Annotated in this window: 20 protein-coding genes, 1 tRNA gene and 1 pseudogene; 5 read left to right on the top strand and 17 right to left on the bottom strand. The window is 62.8% G+C overall.

Annotation, left to right across the window (positions count from 1 at the left end; genetic code table 11):
• Positions 1-13 precede the first annotated feature (13 nt).
• The gene (locus XaplCFBP3123_RS19345; RefSeq protein WP_104535497.1) at positions 14-2,731 is read right to left on the bottom strand and encodes a hypothetical protein; all 2,718 of its coding nucleotides are present in this window, start codon (positions 2,729-2,731) and stop codon (positions 14-16) included.
• A complete protein-coding gene (locus tag XaplCFBP3123_RS19340) occupies positions 2,728-3,939 on the bottom strand; it encodes an SIR2 family protein (protein ID WP_216361749.1) in 1,212 nt (403 codons plus the stop codon). Before XaplCFBP3123_RS19340 ends, XaplCFBP3123_RS19345 begins: the two co-directional genes overlap by 4 nt.
• A gap of 357 nt (positions 3,940-4,296) precedes the next feature.
• Here XaplCFBP3123_RS19340 and XaplCFBP3123_RS19335 point away from each other — a divergent pair, with 357 nt between their 5' ends.
• Complete coding sequence (locus XaplCFBP3123_RS19335; RefSeq protein WP_146091398.1) at positions 4,297-5,820, top strand: YecA family protein; 1,524 nt, start codon at positions 4,297-4,299, stop codon at positions 5,818-5,820.
• Between the two features lie 352 nt (positions 5,821-6,172).
• Here the strand turns inward: XaplCFBP3123_RS19335 and XaplCFBP3123_RS19330 are convergent, their stop codons facing one another.
• The 14 genes and pseudogenes from XaplCFBP3123_RS19330 to dtd all read right to left on the bottom strand — a co-directional run bounded on the left by XaplCFBP3123_RS19330 (position 6,173) and on the right by dtd (position 17,059).
• Positions 6,173-6,922, bottom strand: coding sequence for a hypothetical protein (locus tag XaplCFBP3123_RS19330; protein ID WP_253254255.1), 750 nt, complete (start codon positions 6,920-6,922; stop codon positions 6,173-6,175).
• Between the two features lie 73 nt (positions 6,923-6,995).
• Entirely contained in the window at positions 6,996-8,834 is a 1,839-nt protein-coding gene (locus XaplCFBP3123_RS19325; RefSeq protein WP_104535494.1) for a DUF927 domain-containing protein, read from the bottom strand.
• A 66-nt stretch (positions 8,835-8,900) separates the two neighbouring features.
• Positions 8,901-9,737: a toprim domain-containing protein gene (locus XaplCFBP3123_RS19320; protein WP_057673433.1), complete on the bottom strand. Its 837-nt coding sequence runs from the start codon at positions 9,735-9,737 to the stop codon at positions 8,901-8,903.
• Positions 9,724-10,374, bottom strand: coding sequence for a hypothetical protein (locus tag XaplCFBP3123_RS19315; protein ID WP_104535493.1), 651 nt, complete (start codon positions 10,372-10,374; stop codon positions 9,724-9,726). Before XaplCFBP3123_RS19315 ends, XaplCFBP3123_RS19320 begins: the two co-directional genes overlap by 14 nt.
• Complete coding sequence (locus XaplCFBP3123_RS19310) at positions 10,371-10,586, bottom strand: hypothetical protein (RefSeq protein WP_010369976.1); 216 nt, start codon at positions 10,584-10,586, stop codon at positions 10,371-10,373. Before XaplCFBP3123_RS19310 ends, XaplCFBP3123_RS19315 begins: the two co-directional genes overlap by 4 nt.
• Positions 10,583-10,792, bottom strand: a complete 210-nt coding sequence (locus XaplCFBP3123_RS19305) for a hypothetical protein (RefSeq protein ID WP_053045948.1) — start codon at positions 10,790-10,792, stop codon at positions 10,583-10,585. The genes XaplCFBP3123_RS19310 and XaplCFBP3123_RS19305 overlap by 4 nt, the downstream gene beginning before the upstream one ends.
• Before the next feature lie 293 nt (positions 10,793-11,085).
• A complete protein-coding gene (locus tag XaplCFBP3123_RS19300) occupies positions 11,086-11,367 on the bottom strand; it encodes an ogr/Delta-like zinc finger family protein (RefSeq protein ID WP_080995657.1) in 282 nt (93 codons plus the stop codon).
• Positions 11,368-11,374: 7 nt separating this feature from the next.
• The gene (locus XaplCFBP3123_RS19295) at positions 11,375-11,572 is read right to left on the bottom strand and encodes a hypothetical protein (RefSeq protein ID WP_053045950.1); all 198 of its coding nucleotides are present in this window, start codon (positions 11,570-11,572) and stop codon (positions 11,375-11,377) included.
• Positions 11,569-12,081 (bottom strand): helix-turn-helix transcriptional regulator, encoded by a 513-nt coding sequence (locus tag XaplCFBP3123_RS21760; protein WP_253254254.1) that lies wholly within the window; start codon positions 12,079-12,081, stop codon positions 11,569-11,571. Before XaplCFBP3123_RS21760 ends, XaplCFBP3123_RS19295 begins: the two co-directional genes overlap by 4 nt.
• A gap of 344 nt (positions 12,082-12,425) precedes the next feature.
• Positions 12,426-13,616, bottom strand: coding sequence for a tyrosine-type recombinase/integrase (locus XaplCFBP3123_RS19280; protein ID WP_057673592.1), 1,191 nt, complete (start codon positions 13,614-13,616; stop codon positions 12,426-12,428).
• A gap of 166 nt (positions 13,617-13,782) precedes the next feature.
• Positions 13,783-13,858 (bottom strand) — tRNA-Ile (locus tag XaplCFBP3123_RS19275).
• A 278-nt stretch (positions 13,859-14,136) separates the two neighbouring features.
• Positions 14,137-14,450 (bottom strand): annotated as a pseudogene (locus tag XaplCFBP3123_RS19270) (DUF6566 family protein).
• A gap of 189 nt (positions 14,451-14,639) precedes the next feature.
• Positions 14,640-16,511: an RNA polymerase sigma factor RpoD gene (rpoD, locus tag XaplCFBP3123_RS19265; protein WP_104535491.1), complete on the bottom strand. Its 1,872-nt coding sequence runs from the start codon at positions 16,509-16,511 to the stop codon at positions 14,640-14,642.
• A gap of 107 nt (positions 16,512-16,618) precedes the next feature.
• Complete coding sequence (dtd, locus tag XaplCFBP3123_RS19260) at positions 16,619-17,059, bottom strand: D-aminoacyl-tRNA deacylase (protein ID WP_104535490.1); 441 nt, start codon at positions 17,057-17,059, stop codon at positions 16,619-16,621.
• Here dtd and XaplCFBP3123_RS19255 point away from each other — a divergent pair.
• Positions 17,058-18,074, top strand: coding sequence for a lauroyl acyltransferase (locus tag XaplCFBP3123_RS19255; protein WP_172453388.1), 1,017 nt, complete (start codon positions 17,058-17,060; stop codon positions 18,072-18,074). The two genes, dtd and XaplCFBP3123_RS19255, sit on opposite strands and share 2 nt — an antisense overlap.
• 54 nt (positions 18,075-18,128) lie before the next feature.
• Here XaplCFBP3123_RS19255 and XaplCFBP3123_RS19250 read toward each other — a convergent pair whose 3' ends face one another.
• Positions 18,129-18,650 (bottom strand): GNAT family N-acetyltransferase, encoded by a 522-nt coding sequence (locus tag XaplCFBP3123_RS19250; protein WP_016902496.1) that lies wholly within the window; start codon positions 18,648-18,650, stop codon positions 18,129-18,131.
• A 244-nt stretch (positions 18,651-18,894) separates the two neighbouring features.
• Between XaplCFBP3123_RS19250 and ribA the strand changes: the two genes are divergently transcribed.
• From ribA to XaplCFBP3123_RS19235, 3 genes are read left to right on the top strand one after another with little or no spacing between them, the layout of a single operon-like run.
• Entirely contained in the window at positions 18,895-20,028 is a 1,134-nt protein-coding gene (gene ribA, locus XaplCFBP3123_RS19245) for a GTP cyclohydrolase II RibA (RefSeq protein ID WP_104535488.1), read from the top strand.
• Positions 20,029-20,035: 7 nt separating this feature from the next.
• A complete protein-coding gene (locus XaplCFBP3123_RS19240) occupies positions 20,036-20,635 on the top strand; it encodes a PH domain-containing protein (RefSeq protein ID WP_104535487.1) in 600 nt (199 codons plus the stop codon).
• Positions 20,632-22,137: a PH domain-containing protein gene (locus tag XaplCFBP3123_RS19235; RefSeq protein WP_104535486.1), complete on the top strand. Its 1,506-nt coding sequence runs from the start codon at positions 20,632-20,634 to the stop codon at positions 22,135-22,137. The genes XaplCFBP3123_RS19240 and XaplCFBP3123_RS19235 overlap by 4 nt, the downstream gene beginning before the upstream one ends.

The following is a 22,137-nucleotide window of genomic DNA, read 5'->3' as shown; positions in this document are numbered from 1 at the left end:
GTGACTCGGCCTATTAACGACGCGCTAAGGTCTCCAATCGCCGGAACGCCGGATCTTGTACGAGCCTGCCGGCGGCAGATCGGATCTGATCCAGCGCTTCGGCCAAGTCCATAGGGACGACTGAGCCTTCAGCCGTACCGATGCACATATCCAGCAGGCGTAGGAACGCAGCTGCCATGTCCGGCGTACTGATGGATGCCAATCGGGCGGCGCCGTCAACCTCGCCCCTCAGCCCGAAGTCGGACATTGACCAGCAGTCGAACGGCACAAGAAAACGCTCGATCGCGTTGACCGCCTCGCCGAACGCTTGGCCTGCGGCGGCAGGCAAGTCTGCGAATGCCGCGCTAACACCGCGCGTGGCTAACGAGCGCTCCGGCGGCCAGACTTCTTTAAGAAAAGGAGCAATGGCGAGGCGAAATACTTCGTGCGCGGACTGCCGTGACTGAGCCGCCGAATCTGTGGACATCCAGCTCAGGAAACGCTGCACCGTTTGTGCGGCATTGGCCCGCACTTCGTCATCTGCGGTCCGCAGCGTTTGCTGAACTATCGCGTTCGCAATCACTGGATCCCTTCCTTCGCGGAAAGCGTGCAGAGATTCAAGCACGAGGCTGGACAGCAGTGAGCCCCGAGTCTCGCGCCCCAATCGGCGGTCGGTAGCCCTGTCCGCAAAGTGGTGGCCGATCACCTCCAACACCTTGGTGAACTGCCTGCGGCGCGCGATGGCGCGCCAAAGGGCCAGGGATTGCGCCTCGTTCTCCGTCAGTGGCGCTACTAGATTCCGCTTGGACCATTCCTCGTCGGCCTCCAGGAAGTATGGAAGCGCTTCTATCAGTCGGTGCCGCCCAATTAAGCCTGACTTACCGTCCGCCGCAACAATCGAATCACGCATGACGCGCAGCGGTTCGTTCGTTTCGAACGGATTCTCATCGCCACGGATGGCAGGGCAGGATGCAAGGAAGACTCCCACCAGCCGGCCCGTCGCCGTGTTGAGGGTGTCCAAGTCCGATGTTTCTTCGTCGGGGCTGGATCCCACGATCTGGCTCAGATCCATCTTATCCGTCTCGTCGGTCGTCTCGTTCGTGACCGCTACCGCGATGGGCCAGAGCTTGGTCCACACGGCCAACAGTTTGGGCGACTGCGTGACGATACGCTCCCAAGCCGAGATCCAATGCGTAATTCCTTGGATCGCCGGCTCGACCGTCCTGGTCGGCAATAGCTCCAGCAGGGCCAAAACTCGATCGACAGTGTGCCGGTGTTCCTGAGTCCCTTCGTTTTCCGGACTCGGTGCATTGTGAGACCAGGCAAAACGATCCCATATGTTGGGGAAATCGGCACCCCCATCGGGTGCGGTCTCGAGTTCTGACAGAATCAGCCCGACGTTATCACCACTCCGAATCCAATCCGAAGCGCGCTCGGCAGAGTCGTCATTCCAACTGCTACTGGCAGAGGCTAGCGTCCCCTCCAGGGCGCGCAATAGGGCTTCGCCGACTAGGTCGTTGAAGCGATCGTCCGGCTCGGGTTTGACCCATCGTGTGGTCCCGGAGGTTAGAAATCCGAACTGGATCGAGTTCATGTTCCTCAGATCCTGGAATTCGTCCAGATGTCCGGCCAACCAAGTTGAGACTGATGCCGGAAGCCGACTGCCGGCCACCTCTATGCGACGTAACTCACGAGCCACCCAATACCGCCGGGCATCTTTGACCCGGCCGCGATCCGCCTTTAACGGCCAGAACGATAGGGGTGGCCCCCGCTTGATGCGGGCCACCATACTATTCTGTGCCTTCTCTGCAACATCGTTGAAGCGAAGCGCGCGCAGCTCGGCGATCTCTGGAAAGGCATGAATATCCCAGAACGGTCGGTCCTTCAAGTCGGGTAGGACTTCGGTCAATTCGTCGGCCGACGTGAATTCGGTGATCTGCGAAAGTGAGGCCCAGAGCCGCAAATGGATGGGAGTCGACATATGCTTCCAGCGGTGTACGAACGCCCGCGCCTGTCCCGGATCGAGTGCACTTATCCTTTTCACAACAGCGTCGAGTAGTTTGACCGACGGCGCGATTCCATCGTGAAACTTGTCCACGTCCCAGTTGTATCCGTCTTCGCTTCGAACCTGATAACCAGCGTAGTACAACTGTCCAAGCCGCCAGAACTTGTGGTCACCCTCCCATCCCAACCTGCGCCCGATGGCGATGCCGTGATTCACTGCTCCTTCTAGGGCAATGCCAAGTGTGACAAGGAAGTCGACCTCCTGAATGTTTTCGAGTCGATAGATGTCGAGATCAGCCAGCTCCTGGCTGCTGAGTGAGGCGTAAAAGAGATCCTCGACACGGCGTGGGCGCTTGGAAGTCACCGTTTTAGACCGTTCAGTCCGTAAACTGACGTGAACCCTCGGTTGCACTACAGCGATGATGGCGGAGATCAGTGAGCCGGAGCGCTCGCCGGCAGAGATGCGCCGCTGTACACGGTAGGCATCGATTCCGGATGACTGCGGCAGTTCCTGATCCCAGCTCTCCTCGATCAGGCTCCACGCCGATCGCCAAGGCTCCTTGAGCTGCTTAGCATCCAGGAATTCTAGAGATTGCAAAACTGCGACACGCTTGACGATCTCGTGTGGTTTCGACCTTAGCGCCCATTCGACGATGGCCTTTTCCGACAACCGTCCATGCAAAAACGCCATTAACACTCGGACCGCATCGCGATCCCTGTCGTTGAACGGGAGCCATTGGGGCTTCATGCTGACGCCTCACTGTCCCGCTCCGAAGCAATCTCTACGATGGAATCAAGCCAACCGGTGTCTGCCCCCGCTTTAGAGGCAAGACTGGAGAGCCTTACGCGTTCGCTGGTGTTTCCGCGGCGAACCAGGTGGTCGAACAGATCCCGATCGGATTCGTCTGCGGCATTCCTTGGCCTCTTAACGATTCGCTTGACCTCGGCCTCAGCTTTCCCCGGCCTTCCGTTCACAGCAGAGAGCTCAGCCCAACGCTCCAGTAGATTCAGAAGCGACTGGTGGTGATCCTTGCTGTCATAGACGATTGGCGTGATCCCACGGCCCTTCCAGTCCTCGACAAGAACCGGGTCGGGCGTTTCGACGCCGACAAACGTGAAGCGTTCCTTGAGATCGTCGAAGCGTACTCCGTCGGCAGCAATGGCATTCAACAAATAACGCATGGGAGGGTCGTCGGCGCTGTAGCCGATGAGCACCAGATGGAACAGCCGCGCTGCATCGTAGATGAACTCTGGCACGGTGCGCCTGCGCATATAGAACTCGCCAAAGTCCTGGTCGGTGAACACAAGATCGGAGGCTCTTTTGGAATTGCGATCCAGGGCGCCATGGATATGGAAAATGCCCGCAAACTCACTACTTCGCCCCGGTCGGGGAATTCCACCAAGAGAATAGGTTTGCAGTTTTTCCTTTCCGCTAGCACCGGCCTGTAGCAGGAGGTCGAAGTTCGTGGTGACAATAGCGGAAGCGCCGCCGCGGTCGGCCAGTCGCATGAGCGCTTTGTGGATCGGTGCAGGCTTCGGCCCTGCCGCACGAAGGACTTCTGCGACCGTCGCTCTTACCCGACTCGTGCCGCTGGGTTTGTCGTCGATCCTGCGCTCTAGCATGCCCAGTACGACGTCGTAGTCCCGCCGCTTAAATCTTTTGACTTCAGCTATTTGCTGGCTGGTCAAGCCGCTAAAATCGCCGGGTTCGTCATCTTTGCTGCCCGTCACGACGGCATGCACGCCCGCGTCTAGCTTCGCGTAGACATCGAGCACGAGCTTGCGAAAGTCAGGCAACCCTGCGGGCTTAGATACGCCGGCACCGGCGATGAATAGAACGCGTCCTCGCGCGTGCGCGAGCATCAGCCTCTCAGGCACGACGGGCAAACCATAACCAAGCGAGAGCACTCGCTCCGGAGGCGGTGACTTCGCAGGCGAAACGAGAAGAGTACTCAAGACTCGCCCCCCTTAGTCAATGGATCGATTGGAATGTGCAGGCGCAAAATCGTCGCGGCTAGGCCTCATGCTTTTCCTATATTTCATGGTTGCTCATTTCAGCACTATAGCTTGCCGTGCTAAGACCGCCACTCTTAGCAAGCATGGTGCAATAGGAAGATGGCCAAGCTATCGCCCGCGAGCGGTTGCGCGAGTTGTCAGTCCAGCTGTGTGGACCACCTAGATGTTTGACGCGCTACTTTAACGGAGGGCACGCTTACATCATATTAGGTCCATCAGCGCGCATACTCCCACATACTTGTCGCTGACGCTGCATACCGACCTCACCGCGGCAATCGATAGACGAGGAGAATGCGTGTGCTCGAACCAATTATCAAGAACGAGGGCACGACCGCCCGAGAGCGCCATTTAGCCAAGCTGGCGTCTGACCACTTCTTCGCGCTGTGGTCGTATCCTGGGCTGACGCGCCGAGGAAAGAAGGGGGTCAGCAAGGAGCTGGCCGATCTGACTGTGATCTTTGGCGACGACATCATTCTCTTCTCTGACAAAGACATTGCGTGGCCGTCGCATCCCGATATACAGATCGCGTGGAGCCGCTGGTATCGCGAAGCTATCCTTGCTTCCGCCACGCAGCTCTGGGGAGCTGCGAAGCATCTACGCGGACCAACTCCAACTATCTACCTGGATGCTCGATGCCAAGTGCCATTTCCGTTGCCAGCCCTATCAGATCGTACGCGAATTCATCTGGTGGCTGTGGCATCCAATAGCACGTTGCCAGCCCACGACTACTTCCGCAGGATCGGTGGACCAGGGAGCAGCGGCACATTGATTCACGCTTTCGGTTTGCCCGACGTAGTAGAGGGGAAGCGACCCTTCGTGGTCGGAGACTTAAACCCCAAGAGGCCTTACATCCATATTCTGGACGAAGATAGCCTCGACCGCGTTCTAACGGAATTGGGCACTATCGGCGACTTCGTTCACTACCTTACAGAGAAGGAAGCAGCTATCCGCAGGGGACAGCTGCAAATGTACGATGGTGAAGAGGATCTTCTGGCATTCTACCTTCAGGAGGCCATGCCAGACGGTTATGGGCGCTTACCCTTCGCTCGTCAGGACCTTCATCCTGCCAACTGGGTCAGGATCCCAGAGGGAGAGTGGCGCGCTTATGAAAGCTCACCTGACTATAGCGTGCGTACACGCATGAGGCAGCTCGCGCGTGAGTGGCATGAGCTCATCGATCCGTTTAGCACTGCGGTCCTCACCGCCGATACGGGCGAGGCCAATAATACCCCTCTGGACATGCATGAAGTAACGCTTCGCGTTGCGGCATCGGAGAATCTTGCGTCGCGTGCACGACTCGGGTCCGCGTTCGCCGAGAAGTATTTAAGTGTTCCTCACGCAGCACGGAGTTCAAGGGCGGCATACTCACCATGCCATCCAGGGAGAGTTTATCTTTTTGTCTTTGTTCCTTGGATCCGTCACCAAGCAACATATGAAGAGTACCGCTTATATCGCCTTTCGGTGATGAAGGCTTACGCAATCGTTGCGCCTCTCAAGTTCGTTGATGCAAGCGAGTTCATCATCCTCGGTGCGCAGACTCAGGATGCTACGGGAACGCGCTCCGAAACCATGATCTACGCAAGGTACAGCGATCCGCTTGACGCGGAACACATCGCCGAGGCCCATGAACTGATGAAATCTGAGAGAATCCTGTCGGACGTGCCGACTCAAATGACACGCAAAAAGCAGACGCAGCCCGATTTGCCTCGTCGTTTTACTCGCAATGAGCCATGCCCCTGCGGTTCTCTCAAGAAGAATAAGAAGTGCTGCAACCAATACGGGCCTCGATACAGCAAGCGTTATGCAGTGGCGATCAGCTAGCGCAAATTAGCTCGCCTCATGGCTCGGAGCGATTAATTCAGAATCTCTGTGGCAAAGAGAGTTGCTGTCTGCTTGCGCTTGCAATTAGGTTAAGCCAGACGTTGTAAACAGTCGTCAGCCTCCGTGAAAACCGCTGGTGGCCGCATCGCGCCGGCGCTTGCGACCATTGCAGTCCTGCAACCTAGCGACTTCGCTGCGCGAGAGCTACCGCCCAACGTTTGAGCCAGGGGCAAAAGACGGCCGGCCGCCAAACTTGCGCCGGTGGAAATTGGCAGAGCAACCACGGCCCCAAGCTTGGCAACCTACCGTTGGCTCCCCTCATGGGCAGAGGTGGAGACCAAATCCATACTATTTAGCTCGGGGTACCGAGTCCACGGGATTGAGCGTCTTCGGTCGCGCGACGCAGTAGCGCACGCCGCGCCGGACTGCCCGCAAGGATCATATCTACACCAACAAGTTCCAGCTCCGGAGCACTCACGATCTTGTCCACCGCACCAGCTACCACGCCCGTACGCTCCTGCATCTTCTTGCCAAGCCGATGAAGGAACTCGCCCAACACTTGCTCATCACTCGGACGCATCCGTACCTGGAGCGGCTCCAACGTCGCGCGGCGGTGCAGCACATACGCTGTCGCTATCGCATCGCCCGCCTTGTCGATCACGGCGTCAAATGCTTCAGACGCCGCGGCATTCAACACGCGATCGCGCAAATTAACGCCCTCATCGGCCAGCTCAGCCACCTCAAGTTCCATGCCGCTCAGTTGCCCCTGGATCTCCTGCTGCATGGCCGCGTACTCTTCCACCAGCGTCAGTGCCGAGCGCTCAGCGGCGCGCAGCTTGTGGATATCACGCGTCAGCAAGCCGCTGGTCTCGCGCAGCAGCTCACGCCACTGTGACCGCGCGGCGTCTGCCTCAGCCTGTGCCGCTTCGCCGGCTCGGGCCATGGTCGCGGCGCGGTCAGTAATCGCCCTCTTGCGGCCGAGCGCCTCGCTCAGCGCCCGCGCTGCGGCCTCGTATCTTGCCCGCACCTCGCGGGGCGTCGTTAGCGTGGTGGATGCCTGAGCGGCCTCCGCGTCGTGGTTTGTTTCGGCATTGGTCTTCATGTGGTGATGCTCCAGTTGTGACGGCCGCGCATGCACGACGGCGGCCGGGGTGATGACACGCACTGCAAGCAGCTCACAATGAGCCGTCATGCACCTTGCGCGAGTCGAAGATGTACAAGCGCACCGCACCCATACCGGGCACGCGCACAACCTGTGAGGGTTTGCCGTCGGCTGCGGGCTTGATCCACCCAGCGGCGATCAGCTCACGCGCGGCTTGCCGTGCGTCATGGCCAGCGCACAATTCGCGGCGGAAAGCTTCGGGCAACACCATGTATTCGGTGACGCCCACTTCATCGAAGCGACGGAAGCCGGCACGCTCTCGCACGGGAAGACCGTCCGCTGCGCGGAATCGCTCAAGGCGGCTCTCGCCGTGGGCTTCAAAAAACGCGCGGATGCGCGACATCAAAGCGTCAGTGTCAGCGCTGCCCGAGCCACCACGGCGCTGCAGCCAGGCTTGGAAGCAAGTCGCCACACCTTTGGTTGCTTCACCCTTCTGCCAGCCGGTGAGCTGGTGCCGGCAGGTACTGGCTAGCTCGCCGGCAAAGGCGACGATGGCGAATCGCTCTGCCACGCGGCGTACCTCACCCGACGCGTTATCCGGCACGTGCGTTGCCAGGAAGCGGTCTGTTGCCTCGCGCAGCTGCGCTGTGAGCTTGGGGCTGTCCAGCCGCGTCAAATATTCCATCCATAGCGGCCATGCCGAGCCGTAGGAGCGCGCCGAGGCGTCCTTGAGCAGGGCAGATAGGGCTGCGCCGTCGCTGGCGTCGTGAAGCCGTTCAAAGACGCCGTGGCCGGCCTCGGCCTCTGCTGGCACGTCCGCCAAGCGCACGGCCTGCCCGGCCCTTGCTTGCTTGCCAGCCTCGGCCATGTGTTGGGCCAAGCCCACCTCGCCTGCCGACAGGATCATGATGCGCCAGCGTGCCGCCGCCCGTGCGTCGCCGGCACGGTTCGCGCGGCTCTTGCCGTTACCGTTGGCAAGCAAATACGCCGCATCGCCGGCCTGCTTCGGATCGATCTGTGCCAGCTCGTCCAAGATCAGCGTCGCATCGTTGTGCAGCACCGCCACACCTTCCAGCCCGTTGGCGGTGCTGCGCCACTCGCGGGCGTACTCTGGTGGTCCTACAACGCTGGCGGCCACGCGTAGCGCGGTGGTCTTGCCGCTGCTGCTGCCGCCGACGATGTGGAAGCCGCCACCCGTGGCGCCGGTGAAGCGCAGCAGCGGGCCGGCAAACATCGTCGCTACCGCCAGCACCAGCCGCGAGTTACCCGCGCAACGTGCTGACACTTCACGTTTCCAATCGTCCAGCGAGCCAACCGCCGCGTAGTGATGCTGCAAGCCGCCGCTGTGCTGGTAGACCAGCAACTCCTCGCCGGCACCGTAGCTCTCGCCGCTGGGCAGCACATAGCTGCTGTCGTGCCAGCCCGGCACGGCCACGTTGCGGGCACGTGCGTCGATGCGCTCTTGGATGATGTAGGCAAGCAGCCGCTGCATCGTGCTGCGGTGCGCGGACATCTCCACACCACCAGCTGCCAACTGGCGGACGAACTCGCGTGGGTCGCCCACCAGCATTTCGGCTGGCGCGGCCCACTGGTGGCGATGACCATCGGCGTCGGTCCAACTCAACAGCCGGCCCCATTCCTCGCTCTGGCTATTGCGGGTCTTAGCCTCGACTTTCAGCGGCGAACAGATGAACTGCGGCTCTGCCTGCTCGCTGTCTTCGTTGACGCCGACGTAGAACACACCGGCATCGCTCAGTCGATAGTGCGGCTTAGCTCCGGCAGCGCTATCGGCGCGTGCCTTGCTGGTCCCACTGCCCCTGCGCACGGCCGCCTCGATCGAACTACGCACGGCCTTTTTGCCCACCGCTTTGGCAGCATCGTTGAAGTCTACGGATTTGATGGTGTTGCTCATGCACGAGGCTCCATTGCCACGTCGGCGCGTAGCGCCTTGGGTTGAAGGGTCACAAAGGTGAGGCGCTTAAGAGTGATCGGGTGAGCGCGGTGGCAGTGCCACGACACCGCCGACGGCGTGCGCTGCGCGCTGTGCATTTGCTAAGCCGGGATTGATGCCGCGACATAACGCAGTCGCTGCATCGTCGTCTGCGCACAGCACAATCAAGGCGTCGGGAAACTTGTTGCGCAGCTCCCTCGCTACAGGTTCGAGGTTGCCGGCGTCGAAGGCCACGGCGGTTGGATAGCCCGTCGCCTCATAGATGCTGGCAGCGGTGGCATAGCCTTCGGCAATGCACACCACCTCCGAGACCTCTCGCCCGATGGCGTAATACAGCCCACGCTTTCGACCACCTGCGAGGAAGCGCTTGCTTCCATCGGCCGCGATGGTCTGCATGCTCCATAGATGTCCTTCGGCGTCGCGCATGGGCACCAACAGATGCCCACCTGATTGCCGTAGACCGTGGGAGGCCACGCCCTTGGCGACCAGATAGGCATGCGTCGCGCTGGCCGCATCCGCCTGTCGCCATTGCGCCAATGCCGCCTCGCGTGCTGCTGCATGGCGCCGTGCGCATTCGGCCTGCTGTTGCCGCTGCGCGCGGCGCGCTTTCTCGCGGATCTCCGCCAATTCCGCAGCCGATAGCGAACCACCCTCGCTGTCACGCCATTGCGCGCTCGCGCCGGTCTTCCAGTTGCCATAGGCGCCGGCCAGCGGCGGACCAGCATGAAGGACATACCAGCCACTGCGCTGACCGCTGCCGTCGCCTTCGGCCCGCACGCGCCGGAGACGACCATCGGCAACAACAGACGCCACCAGCAAGCCCGCCGATTGCATGGCAACCACGAAGCCGTCAGCACGACGCATCGTCAGCCACCAACTCGGTGCTATGCGTGGCGTCGTTCATGACCGCAGCCAGATCCTCGTGGATGTAGAGCGTGCTGGCGGCCATCGACTCGAACGACAGCGCCATACGTTCGGCCATGCCATCGCCCATGCCGCTCAACATCAACGCCGTCCAGCGGGCGCGCCTGAGCCGGTTGTAGCTGTCCTCACTCATCCAGTAGCCGAAGGGCAATTCGGGCACAGTGCACGCGCATGGTGCTTCTGCATAGCTGGCCGCTCGCTCGGCCTGGATGTCCTCCAATTGCAAGGCCATGCAGTCCTCGAACTGCTTCTGTGATTGGGCAGGAGTGAACAGCGACAGGCGGCACTGCACGCGCTGAAAAACGCGGACCAGCTCTGTGCAATCATGTTCCAGCGGCGCGAAAAAGCGCTTGCGCAGCCGATCTTCAAGCGGATGGCCCTGCAGCGCTTCATCGAGCTCTGCACGTGCGGTTGCCAGGTGCTTTTCGGCCTTACAACGCAAGCGATCGATGCGGTGCGCTAGGCGCAAGATGCTCTCTGCGCACTCGGCATCAAGCACCGCATCTAGCATCGTGGCGCTCACTTGTCCGTCGCCCATGTTCGGCACGCCCGACAGTCCAACGGTCTCGTGCGTCATGGGGTCACCTCCACGCTGCCGACCATCCTCAAGAGTTCGCCCAGCGACAGGTCTTCCATGGAACCGGCGCGACGCTCAAGTGCCTCGACCAGCTGGAACAGCGCGGTCATTGGCATTTCGTAGATGCGCAGCAGCTGACGGGTCGCACTGAACAAGTCGTGCATCACCGCATCGTCGTTACCGACCAGGGCATCAAGGTGCGAACCGATCATCGCGCAACCTCCTGTGCGGCGGCGGCAATGGCCTGCTGGATCTCGGCCAGCGTCAGTGTGTCGGGCTGCTTCCCAGTGGCTTGCAGGCACGCATCGAGCGCCAGCCAACGGGTGTGATCCCAATCGAGGGTGTCGGCGATTTCGCCAAAATGATGGGCAATGCGAACGCTGAAACGCGTAGGCGCAACTAGGGTGTCGTGGGACATGGCTGATTCCTCATGTAGGTCGGAATCCGCCGCCCCGCTGCAAAACGGGGTGACGGACGGTACGCGGTTTGCAGACCGGCATGAGGACCGGCAGGCCTTGCGGCCTCCGCGCACCGCCCGCCATAGAACTGGCAAGCAGTCGCCCGCGACGACACAGCGGGCAATAAAAAAGCGCCGTGCATCGATCGATGGGCGCTGGTGCGCCTCATGTGTCGGGCTGCAAAACCCGGTCGCCGATTGTGCGGCGACGTGGGAATGCTGCGCGCATTGCCCGCGCATTGTCAACCACAACATCACGCGCTTTTTCCTGCCATCTGCTTCTCGATCAACTTCGCCTTGAAGGCGGCCTTCTCTGATGCGCTGCTGATTGGCAGGCAGATTTCAGGGCTTGGGCAAGCGCTTGGGGAGATGGTGCGGACGATTTCGGTGTAGGCGGTGAATGTGTGCCCGCACAGCGCGTTGCGACACTGAAGCATCGATTCACGGAGCAGCCTGTTGTGGGACACGCTCGACCGGACGATGGCAGCAGCATCACAGTGCGGGCAGCGAAGAAACGCGCGAGCGGGAGTGGTCATAGGCACCTCAGCAATCGGTCAAGATCGCGGGAGTGCCGCGCGTCAACACGATCTCGCCAATCCGACCAGGTCGGTGATGGGTGAAGTGCAGGCCAAGGTTCGGCTGCGCGATTGCCGTGCGCAGGTGTTCGGCAAGGAACTCGGCTTCGGCGCGCGTCAGCGTGAAGCGCTTGCCGGAGATGGTCAGGTGGATGTCGTCGGTCATGGCTGTACTCGCGGATGGGTGGCGGGAATCTGGGCTGCGATCCAGGCATCAACATCTGACTCAAGCCAGACCGTGACGCGGGGAGAGAGCGGGATGGACTTGGGAAACCGGCCGCGATCCATCAGCCAGTACAGGTGGGATCGGGAGATGCCGGTGCGACTGAGCACTTCGGGCTTACGCAAGAAGCGTTCGCTGCGGCCGGCATCGGGACGTGGTGCGTTGGCCGGCGCGCCTGGTGGGGCGGCGGGTGTTGTTCGGGAAGCGAGCATCGTTTGAGGTGGCGCATTGACCTGCTGGTCAACGACTGCCATGTGTTTTGGGCTTGCCAAGAGACTAGAAGCCAGCGGGTCGGAGTTCACGCGACTGGCTGTGTAAAAACTTTTTTTACAAACTCTGTTGGACGCGGCCGGAATCTGGCGGACGACGGGCAGGCGTTGCCGGCCCACGTAGACGATGCGAGCAAGGCACTGGCGTGCAGGCGTGGCGGTATGGCTGGCGAACGCCAGCAAGTAACTTGCAGCGCAGGGCTGCCCGTGCGCCTGCTGAGGTCTGCACGGGCCTAGCGGAGAAGGGATTCGGCGCCAGAGAAGAGGCTCGCCAAAAAGTCACCTCGGCTGACCCCGCCGACCTGCGTCGCGCTAGGCGCAGCCTGATCCGGCGTCCGGGTGCGTCCGGCATCGTCCCAAAGCGAGGTGCTTGCTACACGGGTTACAGTGCGTTACGCGGCAACGGGACCACCAACACAACCATCTAATCACCTGAATTTATTGCGTTATTTCCATGACGTTACGCGCGTTACAGCGGTTACCCAGAAAAATGGCAAGTCAGGAAATAAAAGTGGGCAAATAGCGGCCTAGATGGACGCCCTGAGACTGTCCAAATAGTCTGCCCAGGCTTGCATCATCTTCCGGCGCTCGACCAGATGAGCAGTGCGGTTGTAGGCGCGTCCGTTGGGATCTCGGACGGCATGCGCAAGCTGGTGCTCGATGTAGTCGGGACGAAAGCCCAAAACCTCGTCCAAGACTGTGCGTGCCATTGCTCGGAAGCCATGACCTGTCATCGTGTCTGAGTCGTAGCCCAGCCGCCGCAGCGCCGCATTGATGGTGTTTTCGCTCATCGGCCGCCCTCTCCCACGCACGCTAGGGAAAACGAACTCACCGCGACCCGTCAGCGGATGTAGGTCGCGCAAGATGGCAACCGCTTGCGAGGACAATGGAACCACGTGGGACTGAGCGGTCTTGCTCGCAATGAATCGCCATTCGCTCGAATCAAGATCAATGTTCTCCCAGCGTGCTCGCCTCAGTTCTCCTGGGCGCACGAATACGAGTGGAGCCAGTTGCAGCGCTCCCATCACCACTGGTGAACCACGATAGCCATGGATCGCTCGCAATAGCTCACCTACCAAGGCTGGCTCGGTCACGCTGGCGAAATGACGACCCTCCGGTGGAGTCAAAGCGCCCTTCAGATCAGAAGCAGGGTTGCGTTCCGCTCGGCCCGTAGCAATGGCATAGCGAAACACTTGGGCGGCAAGCATTCGCGCGCGATGAGCAGTTTCCACCGCCCCACGCGCCTCAATCTTCCGCAGTGCCTGCAGTAGATCGCGAGCCGGTATTGCATCCACTGGACGGCTACCGATGTAAGGACCGAGATCCTTCTCAAGCAGGCGCCGCTCACGCACAACTGAGCCAGCAGAGAGCTTGTTGGCTCGCATAGATAGATGCTCCGCGGCGATCGCCTCAAACGTGTTAGCCGAGCGCTCCAAGGTTGCCGACTTCTCGGCCTTGCGCTGTTCGCCAGGATCGATGCCTTCGGCCAACAACTTGCGCGCCGCCGCATGCCGCTCACGTGCCGTAGCCAAGCTGACATCCGGATATGTCCCAAGCGATAGCGTGTTGCGCTTGCTCGTCACCGGGCGGCGGTAGTCCCAACGCCACCACTTTGCACCGTCAGGGCGCAGTAGCACATACAGGCCGCCGCCGTCGCGAAGCTTCTGCACTTTGGCGGCTGGCTTTGCCTTACGAATGGCTGTATCGGTCAAAGGCACTTTGGCGGTAACTGACTTTGGGGGGCGGTAGCTTACCGCCAAACTTACCGTCATCAAACTTGGGATTTAAACAGACCCCATAGGACGCAATCAGACACAAAAAAGGCCGAAATCCCTTATTTCATACGGGTTTTCGGCCTTCTTAGGACGCTGCTGGATCTTAAAATGGTGGGCCCACCAGGATTCGAACCTGGAACCAAAGGATTATGAGTCCTCTGCTCTAACCGTTGAGCTATAGGCCCGGCGGGGTGGGTTGCGAGATGCGGGGCATGTCGGACCGTCCAGCTGACGCGAAAGTTTACCTGTCCGCGTGCATCGCTGTCTGCTGACATCGGGCTGTCAATGAGGAGAAGTGTCCGCACCCACCTGTGCTTGCACATGCGGACACAGAAAAGCCCGGCGTAAGCCAGGCTTTTGAAGTTGTAAGCGACCAGCCTGCCCTGCGCACCGTTCGCGGTGCACGATCCGGAGCTACAAGTCCCTCAGCAATCCCGAATCCCCACTCCCCCAATCCCGGCTGCTACGCCATCTCAAGCTGCACGTCGACCAATTGCCGCCCTGCACGGAATCCCTGCGCGATAGCGTCCTGGTAGGTCTCCCAACCCGGTTCCCGGCCATCGATCCGTGGCTCACGCTTGCCACCCAGCGCATACACATCCACCCACAATGTCCACATGGCACCCGGGGACGCCTGCTCGGCGCGTACGCGAATCTCGTGCTCGCGGTATGTGGTGGTTTCAAAGCGGCTTTGCCTGCTCATACGACGGCCTCGTTCCATTCGTCCATCAACTTAGAAGCCACGGCTAGAACGTCACGTGAGCCTGGAAGAAACATCGGCTTCATGTTGCGCCGCTGTCTGGCTTCGTCGCCGAGGCGTGAATGTCACCTGCGTGCCATCCCCGACGCATCCGCGGTTCGGCGGACGCCCACCCGGCGGAGCATAGCCTGCGGCATGCCCCACAACACAACAGCCCCGCAAGTGCGGGGCTGTTGTGTGATCACTGCAACGGTACGACGACTGGATCAGTCGATGTCCAGGAACGAACGCAGCTGTTCCGAACGGCTCGGGTGCCGCAGCTTACGCAACGCCTTTGCCTCTATCTGACGAATCCGCTCGCGGGTGACGTCGAACTGCTTGCCGACTTCTTCCAGCGTGTGATCGGTATTCATGTCGATACCGAAACGCATCCGCAGCACCTTGGCCTCGCGCGGGGTCAAACCTGCCAACACGTCGCGCACCGTCTCGGAAAGATTGATGTTGGTGGTGTTATCGATCGGGGACTCCACATTGGTGTCCTCGATGAAGTCGCCCAGATGCGAATCCTCGTCGTCGCCGATCGGGGTTTCCATCGAGATCGGCTCCTTGGCGATTTTCATCACCTTGCGGATCTTGTCCTCGGGCATGTCCATTTCCTTGGCCAGTTCCTCCGGCGTGGCCTCGCGGCCGAACTGCTGAAGCATCTGGCGGGAAATGCGGTTCAACTTGTTGATCGTTTCGATCATGTGCACCGGAATACGGATGGTGCGCGCCTGATCGGCGATCGAACGGGTGATGGCCTGACGGATCCACCACGTTGCATACGTCGAGAACTTGTAACCGCGACGGTATTCGAACTTGTCCACGGCCTTCATCAGGCCGATGTTGCCTTCCTGGATCAGGTCGAGGAACTGCAGGCCGCGGTTGGTGTACTTCTTGGCGATGGAGATGACCAGACGCAGGTTGGCCTCGACCATTTCCTTCTTGGCCTTGCGTGCCTTGGCTTCGCCATAGGCCATTGCGCGGCTGATCTCCTTGATCTCGCCCAGGGTCAGGTAGTTGGCCTTCTCCATCTCGATCGAGCCCTGCTGCTCGGAGACGATCTGATCCTTGACGTCGCGCAGCGCCGACGACCACTTCTGCTTGCGCTTGAGTGCGTCTTCCACCCATTCCAGGTTGGTCTGGTTGCCTTCCCAGGAGCGGATGAAATCCTTGCGCGGCATGCGCGCCACGGTGGTGGCAAGGTGCAGCACCTTGCGCTCATGATCCTTGATGCCGTTGACCACGCCACGCAGCTGGGTGACCAGCGCATCGGTCAGCGGCAGCGGCAGCTTGAGCGTGGTGAAGATGGCGGCCATGTCTTCGCGCGCCTTGACCACCAGCTTGTGCTCGGCACCGTTCTTGGCATAGATCTTCTTGAACTTGGCGTATTCGTTGGCCAGGTTCTCCATGCGCGTGGCGACCTCCACCGGGTCCGGACCGGTCGGGCCGGCCTCTTCCTCGGCAGCGTCGTCATCGCCGTCTTCGGCGTCCTCATCGACCGCATCCTCGTCGACGGCGACAGGGCCAGCGGCCGCCAGCGCGGCGGCGGCGGCGTCGGCTTCCTCGATCAGGTCGTTGAAGCCGACCACGATCTCGGCCAGACGCTTCTTGCCTTCCTTGTGCGCTTCGTAATCGGCCAGCAGCATTTCGGTCGACAGCGGGAACACGCCCAGCGCTGCCTGGACCTGGCTCAGGCCTTCCTCGATACGCTTGGCGATGGCGATTTCGCCTTCGCGGGTCAGCAGCTCGACAGTGCCCATTTCGCGCATGTACATGCGCACCGGGTCGGTGGTGCGGCCACCTTCGGTGTCGAGCGCGGTCAGCGCGGCGGCGGCTTCTTCGGCTGCGGTGTCGTCAACCTCGCGGTTGCCGGTGTTGCCATCGTTGAGCAGCAGGGTTTCAGCATCGGGCGCAACTTCATGGACATCGATGCCCATGCCGTTGATCATGCTGATGATGTCTTCGATCTGCTCCGGGTCGACCAGGTCGTCGGGCAGGTGGTCATTGACTTCGGCGTAGGTCAGATAGCCCTGTTCCAGGCCCTTGCTGATCAGTAGCTTGATGTCGGATTGCTGGGCAGGACGTTCGTTGGCCATGAGTGCTCGCGCCACCGGCTTTGAGATTGGAAAGAGAACCTAGCATTATACCAGCGTGAAGCCCGATCTGCCGGATTCAAGACAGGACCGCTGGTGGACGTGGGTATCTAGGGTCTGAGAAGGAAGGTCACCGGGCCATCGTTGACCAGGTCGACAACCATATGGGCACCGAAGCGCCCGGTTTCCACCCCGCCACGATGTTTTTCGCGGCAGATCGCCACCAATCGATTGAACGCCCGTTCAGCCTCCACCGGCGCCGCCGCCGTGCTGAAGCCGGGGCGATTGCCGGAACCGGTGTCTGCGGCCAGGGTGAACTGGCTGACCAATAACAGGCCGCCGCCGGTGTCGGTGAGTGAGCGGTTCATCTTGCCGGCGTCGTCGGCGAACACACGGTAGCCGAGCAGGCGCTCGGCCAGTCGCCGGATCTGCGCGTCGCTGTCGCCGGGCTCGACTCCGACCAGGGCCAGCAGCCCCGGACCGATCTGCCCGACGGTCTGCGCATCGACCGTGACTGCGGCGCGGGTGACACGTTGGATCAGCGCAAGCATGGGCAATCTCCGGCAGCAAACTGTGCCGCGCAGCATGCCCAGCACGGTTGGCAGTGTCACGCGTGGGTCATCGCCGGCCGCGCTGTTTAGAATTGCGCGGATGAAACCCGATGTTCGCGCTCGCCTGCTTTACGCCACCGCCGCCACCGTGGGCCGCCTGCCGTGGCCGCTGCTCAAACGTGTGGCCGACGCGCTGGCCTGGAGCTGGCGCAAGCTCAATGCGCGCGAGGCCCGCGTGGCACGCCGCAACCTGGAACTGGCGTACCCGGAACTGGATGCCGGCCGGCGCGCGCAGCTGCATGCGCAGGTGCTGCGGTCGACCGCGCGGCAGACGCTGGAAGTGCTGCGCACCTGGACCCGCCCGCCGGCCGAGAACCTGGCGCGGCTGCAGCGCACTGGCCAGGCGCTCTACGACGCCGCGCTGGCCTCCGGGCGCGGCGTCATCGTCGCCGCGCCGCATTTCGGCAACTGGGAGCTGCTCAACCAGTGGCTGTCCGAACGCGGGCCGATCGCGATCGTGTATCGCCCGCCGGAATCGGACGCGGTGGACGGTTTCCTGCAACTGGCCCGTGGCGGCGACAATGTGCGCCAGGTGCGTGCCGAAGGCCCGGCCGTGCGGCAGTTGTTCAAGGTGCTCAAGGACGGGGGCGCGGTCGGCATCCTGCCCGACCAGCAGCCGAAAATGGGCGATGGCGTGTTTGCGCCGTTCTTCGGCATCCCCGCCCTGACCATGACCCTGGTCAACCGACTTGCCGAGCGCACCGGTGCGATCGTGCTGTATGGCTGGTGCGAACGCGCCGGTGGCGACCTGCAGTTTGCGTTGCATGTGCAGCCGGCCGACCCGGCAGTGGCCGACGCCGACCCGGTGCGCGCCGCCAGCGCGCTCAACGCGGGTATCGAACAGATCGCCCGGCGCGACCCGGCGCAATACCAATGGACCTACAAGCGCTACACGCTACGCCCGCCGGGCAGCGGCGAGGCCAATCCATATGCGACCGAGCGGCATCCGCACTGAAGCCGGCTAGCTGAAGACAGATCCGCTTGCGCATGGCGCGGCGTCGGCAGCGGCTCAATCGTCGTGCGGATCGGCCGGCGTGGCGAGGATGCGCTGATAGAACGCCAGGTCCAGCCAACGGCCGAACTTGAAACCGGCCTCGCGCACGGTGCCGGCATGGGTGAAGCCGAACTGTTCGTGCAGGGCGATGCTGGCCTGATTGCTGGCATCGATGCCGCCGACCAGCACATGCACGCCGCGCTGTTCCGCCGCCGCGATCACGCCCTGCAACAGCAGGCGTCCAAGCCCCTTGCCGCGATGGTCGCGGTGCACGTAGATCGAATGCTCCACGCTGTATTTGAACGCCGGCCAGGCGCGGAAGGTGCCGTAACTGGCGAACCCCATCAGGCTGCCGTCGGCAGCTTCCACCCCGATCACCGGAAAGCCGCCCGCGCGCTTGGTCGCAAACCAGCCGACCATGCTCTCCGGTGGCCGCGGCTTGTAGTCGTACAACGCGGTCGAGTTGGCGATGGCGTCGTTGAAGATCTCCAAGATGGCGCTGGCGTGGCGGTCTTCGCTGCAGTCGATGAGAGACATGGGGTCCGGTGCGGGCAGAGGGTCTTGGAATTAAAAGGCATTGCCGGGCGATGAACAACGCGGCCGGCATGCAACCAATCCGCGCCTGCCACGCAACTCAAACGGCGGGCGCTGGATGCAGCGTTCCACCCGGCCGTGGCGACTGGCGCTTGCGAACCACGCGACAATGGCCGCACGCGGCAGGCAACGGCCGCGGCGGCGTCCGCCTTGAAGCGGCCGTGGCAATCCCCATCTGGAGTCGTGCATGAGCAGCCCCGTCCCCTCCCACAGCGCGCAGGCCTTCGGTGATCCGGCGGCGATCCGTTGCGAGCGCGCCGCCTCCGAACTGCGCGCCGGCCGCCCGGTGCTGCTGACGGCGGCCAACGGGCAGGCGCGCGCGGTGCTGGCGCTGGACAGCAGCACCGCGCAGTCGTACGCGGCCTTCGCGCGTGCGGCGCAGGGGCGGCACTATCTGTTCGTCACCCCGACCCGCGCCCAGGTGCTGGGCCTGCGTGCGCCGCAGGGCGCACGCGTGGCGCTGGCCGGACACGACTACGACCAGCTCGCGGCCCTGGCCTACCTGCGCGACACCCCGGTACCGACGCAGTGGACCCCGGGCGATGCGCTGGACGCAGGCGCGGTGGAGATCGCGCGGCTGGGACTGCTGCTGCCGGCGATGCTGGCAGTGGAGCTGCACAGCGCAGATGACCATGCCGCTTTCGCCGGCTGCCAGTCGCTGGCACTGGACGATCTGGGCAGCGGTTGCGCCACATCCGCCGCTGCCGGCTACGAGTTGGTCACCCGCACGCCGGTGCCGCTGCGCGGGCTGGGGATGAGCGAGTTCGTGGTGTTCCGCGGCGGGGTGGCGCAGCGCGACCAGGTGGCGATCGTGGTCGGCCAGCCCGACCTGTCGGCCGCTGTGCCGGTGCGCGTGCATTCCTCCTGCCTGACCGGCGATCTGTTCGGCTCGCTCAAATGCGATTGCGGCGACCAGCTGCGGCATGGCCTGGCCAAACTGAAGGAGCTCGGCGGCGGTGTGCTGCTGTATCTGGACCAGGAAGGCCGCGGCACCGGCATCGCCGCCAAGATGCGCGCGTACGGCTACCAGCATGCCGGCCTGGACACCATCGACGCCGACGCGCAACTGGGCTTCGGCCCGGACGAGCGCCGCTACGGCAGTGCGGTGGCGATGCTGCGCGGTCTGGGCATCGGCCGGATCCGGCTGCTGACCAATAATCCCGCCAAGGCCGAACGCCTGCGTGCGGCCGGCATCGCGGTCGAAGACCGCATCCCGGTGACCGGCGACATCACCCCGGAGAACGAGCAGTACCTGCGCACCAAGGCCGCGCGTGCCGGGCATGCGCTGGACGTGGATGCCTTGATTCTGGCCGCGCAGTAGGCGCCGCCTGCGCCTGCCCTCGGCGCCCGGCTATGCTTGCGCACCGCTTCTGCAGGCCAGCCTTGTGCACGATGCTCCACCGCCACACCCCGAGGTCATCGTCGCTGCCGCGCCGGCACAGGTTCCGGCCATGGACCACACACAGTGGCAACCGCTACCGCAGCGCGGGGCCTACGTGGCCGGCGTCAACGGCGCGCTGGGCGGCGGATGTGCGGGGCTGATCGCGGCCGGCGTGGCCGTCACCGTGCTGCATGCCTGGCACTACTGGCCGGCGGTGGTGGGCCTGACCGTGGTCGCCGCGCTGCTGGGTGCGTGGTTCGCGGTCAAACGGCATCGGCTCACCCAGTGGAAGCTCGACCAGCACGGCCTGGCACTGCAACGCGGTCATCTATGGCAAAGCGACACGCGCATCCCGATTTCGCGCGTGCAGCACGTGGACCTGCGCCGCGGCCCGATCGAACGCGCCACCCGGCTGACCACGCTGGTGGTGCATACCGCCGGCAGCCGGCTCAACGCGGTGGCATTGTCCGGCCTGGATCAGGGCGATGCCGAACGCCTGCGCGACCGCCTCGCCCGCCAGCTCGATCACGACGACGACGCGCTGTGAGTGCCGTCGAACATCCCGGCCAGGACGAGCAGCGCCTGCATCCGCTGTCGTGGGTGTTCGTGTTGTTGCAGCAGATCCGCCAGTTCCTGATTCCGCTGGCGGCGTTGATCCTGTTCGGCAGCCGCGATGGCAGCCGAGACTCGTCCGACCAGATCGCCACCGGCGTGGTGATGGCAGTGCTGGTAGCGATCTCGGTGCTGCGCTATTTCACCTATCGTTACCGCATCGGCACCGATGGCGTGGCGATCCGCAGCGGGCTGCTGGAACGCAGCCGGCGCGATATCCCGTTCGCGCGCATTCACAACGTGGTGGTGCATCAATCGCTGCTGCACCGGCTGGCCGGCGTGGCCGAGGTGCGTCTGGAATCGGCGGGCGGCCACAAGCCCGAAGCGGAAATGCGCGTGCTGCGGCTGGACCAGGCGCTGGCGCTGGAAGACCTGATCCGTCGCCGCACGCATGATGCCGACGCCAGTACACCGCAGCCCGAGGCTGACAGCAACAGCTTGCTGCGTTTGCCGATGGCCGAAGTGATCCGGCTGGGGCTGATCTCCAACCGCGGCATGGTGGTGGTGGCTGCCAGCTTCGGCGTGATCTACCAGATGATTCCGCGCCGCACGGTGTCCAACTTCGTGGAGCACAACGGCGAGCTGGCGTACCGCTACGTCAGCCAGCTCCATCCGGGGGCGGCCGTCACCGCCGCGCTGGTGATGCTGGGCACCCTGGCCGTATTGATCGCGATGCGTGCGCTGTCGGTGGCCCTGGCGGTGACGCAGTACCACGGCTTTCATCTCAGCCAATCCGAGCGCCGCCTCACCGTGGAGCGCGGCCTGCTGACGCGGATCCGCAGCAGTGTGGCGCTGCGGCGCATCCAGTCGTGGACGCTGTACGAAAGTCGCCTGCATCGGCTGTTCGGCCGTCGACAGGTGCGGGTGGAGACCGCAGTGGCAGGCACCGCCGACGGCGAAGGCAGCGCGTTGAAGGAGCTGGCGCCGATCGCCGACCCGCAGCGCTGCGATGCCTTGTTGCAGCGGCTGCTGCCGGGGATCGCCTGGCCGCCCGCACAGTGGCAGGCGATCGCCACGCATTGCTGGTGGCGCCTGAGCCTGCCCACGCTGTTGTTGCTGCTGCCGCTGGTGGTCGGCCTGGCCTGGCAATTCGGCGACCAGGCGGCATGGTTGCTGCTGTGGTTGCCGTGGAGTGCGTTCAAGGCGCATCGCCAGGTGCACCGCATGGGCTACGCGGTGGATGCGCGGTTTGTCGCCGTGCGCGGCGGCTGGTGGAAACGCTGGTGGCGGCTGGCCGAGCTGGACAAGCTGCAGGCGCTGCAACTGCAACGCTCGCCGCTGGATCGTCTGTCCGGCACCGCAACGCTATGGCTGGACACGGCCGGCGCCAGCACGACCGGCCCGGGGTTGCGCCTGCGCTTTGTGCCATTGGCGCAGGCGCAGGCATTGCAGGCCCAGTTGGGTGCCGCGTTGGCGCGGCGCAAGCTGCGTTGGTGA

The organism is Xanthomonas arboricola pv. populi, from assembly GCF_002939945.1.
GTDB lineage: Bacteria > Pseudomonadota > Gammaproteobacteria > Xanthomonadales > Xanthomonadaceae > Xanthomonas > Xanthomonas arboricola_A.
This window is presented reverse-complemented; position numbering and strand designations above follow the sequence as displayed.

Coding starts and splice junctions, on each gene's coding strand:
- XaplCFBP3123_RS19295 (WP_053045950.1), bottom strand. CDS start 11,572: ATGACCGACGACATCCACCTGACCATCTCCGGCAAGCGCTTCACGCTG.
- XaplCFBP3123_RS19305 (WP_053045948.1), bottom strand. CDS start 10,792: ATGTCCCACGACACCCTAGTTGCGCCTACGCGTTTCAGCGTTCGCATT.
- XaplCFBP3123_RS19320 (WP_057673433.1), bottom strand. CDS start 9,737: ATGCGTCGTGCTGACGGCTTCGTGGTTGCCATGCAATCGGCGGGCTTG.
- XaplCFBP3123_RS19345 (WP_104535497.1), bottom strand. CDS start 2,731: ATGAAGCCCCAATGGCTCCCGTTCAACGACAGGGATCGCGATGCGGTC.
- XaplCFBP3123_RS19325 (WP_104535494.1), bottom strand. CDS start 8,834: ATGAGCAACACCATCAAATCCGTAGACTTCAACGATGCTGCCAAAGCG.
- XaplCFBP3123_RS19310 (WP_010369976.1), bottom strand. CDS start 10,586: ATGATCGGTTCGCACCTTGATGCCCTGGTCGGTAACGACGATGCGGTG.
- ribA (WP_104535488.1), top strand. CDS start 18,895: ATGAGCAGCCCCGTCCCCTCCCACAGCGCGCAGGCCTTCGGTGATCCG.
- XaplCFBP3123_RS19255 (WP_172453388.1), top strand. CDS start 17,058: ATGGGCAATCTCCGGCAGCAAACTGTGCCGCGCAGCATGCCCAGCACG.
- dtd (WP_104535490.1), bottom strand. CDS start 17,059: ATGCTTGCGCTGATCCAACGTGTCACCCGCGCCGCAGTCACGGTCGAT.
- XaplCFBP3123_RS19315 (WP_104535493.1), bottom strand. CDS start 10,374: ATGACGCACGAGACCGTTGGACTGTCGGGCGTGCCGAACATGGGCGAC.
- XaplCFBP3123_RS19300 (WP_080995657.1), bottom strand. CDS start 11,367: ATGACCACTCCCGCTCGCGCGTTTCTTCGCTGCCCGCACTGTGATGCT.
- XaplCFBP3123_RS19250 (WP_016902496.1), bottom strand. CDS start 18,650: ATGTCTCTCATCGACTGCAGCGAAGACCGCCACGCCAGCGCCATCTTG.
- rpoD (WP_104535491.1), bottom strand. CDS start 16,511: ATGGCCAACGAACGTCCTGCCCAGCAATCCGACATCAAGCTACTGATC.
- XaplCFBP3123_RS19330 (WP_253254255.1), bottom strand. CDS start 6,922: ATGAAGACCAATGCCGAAACAAACCACGACGCGGAGGCCGCTCAGGCA.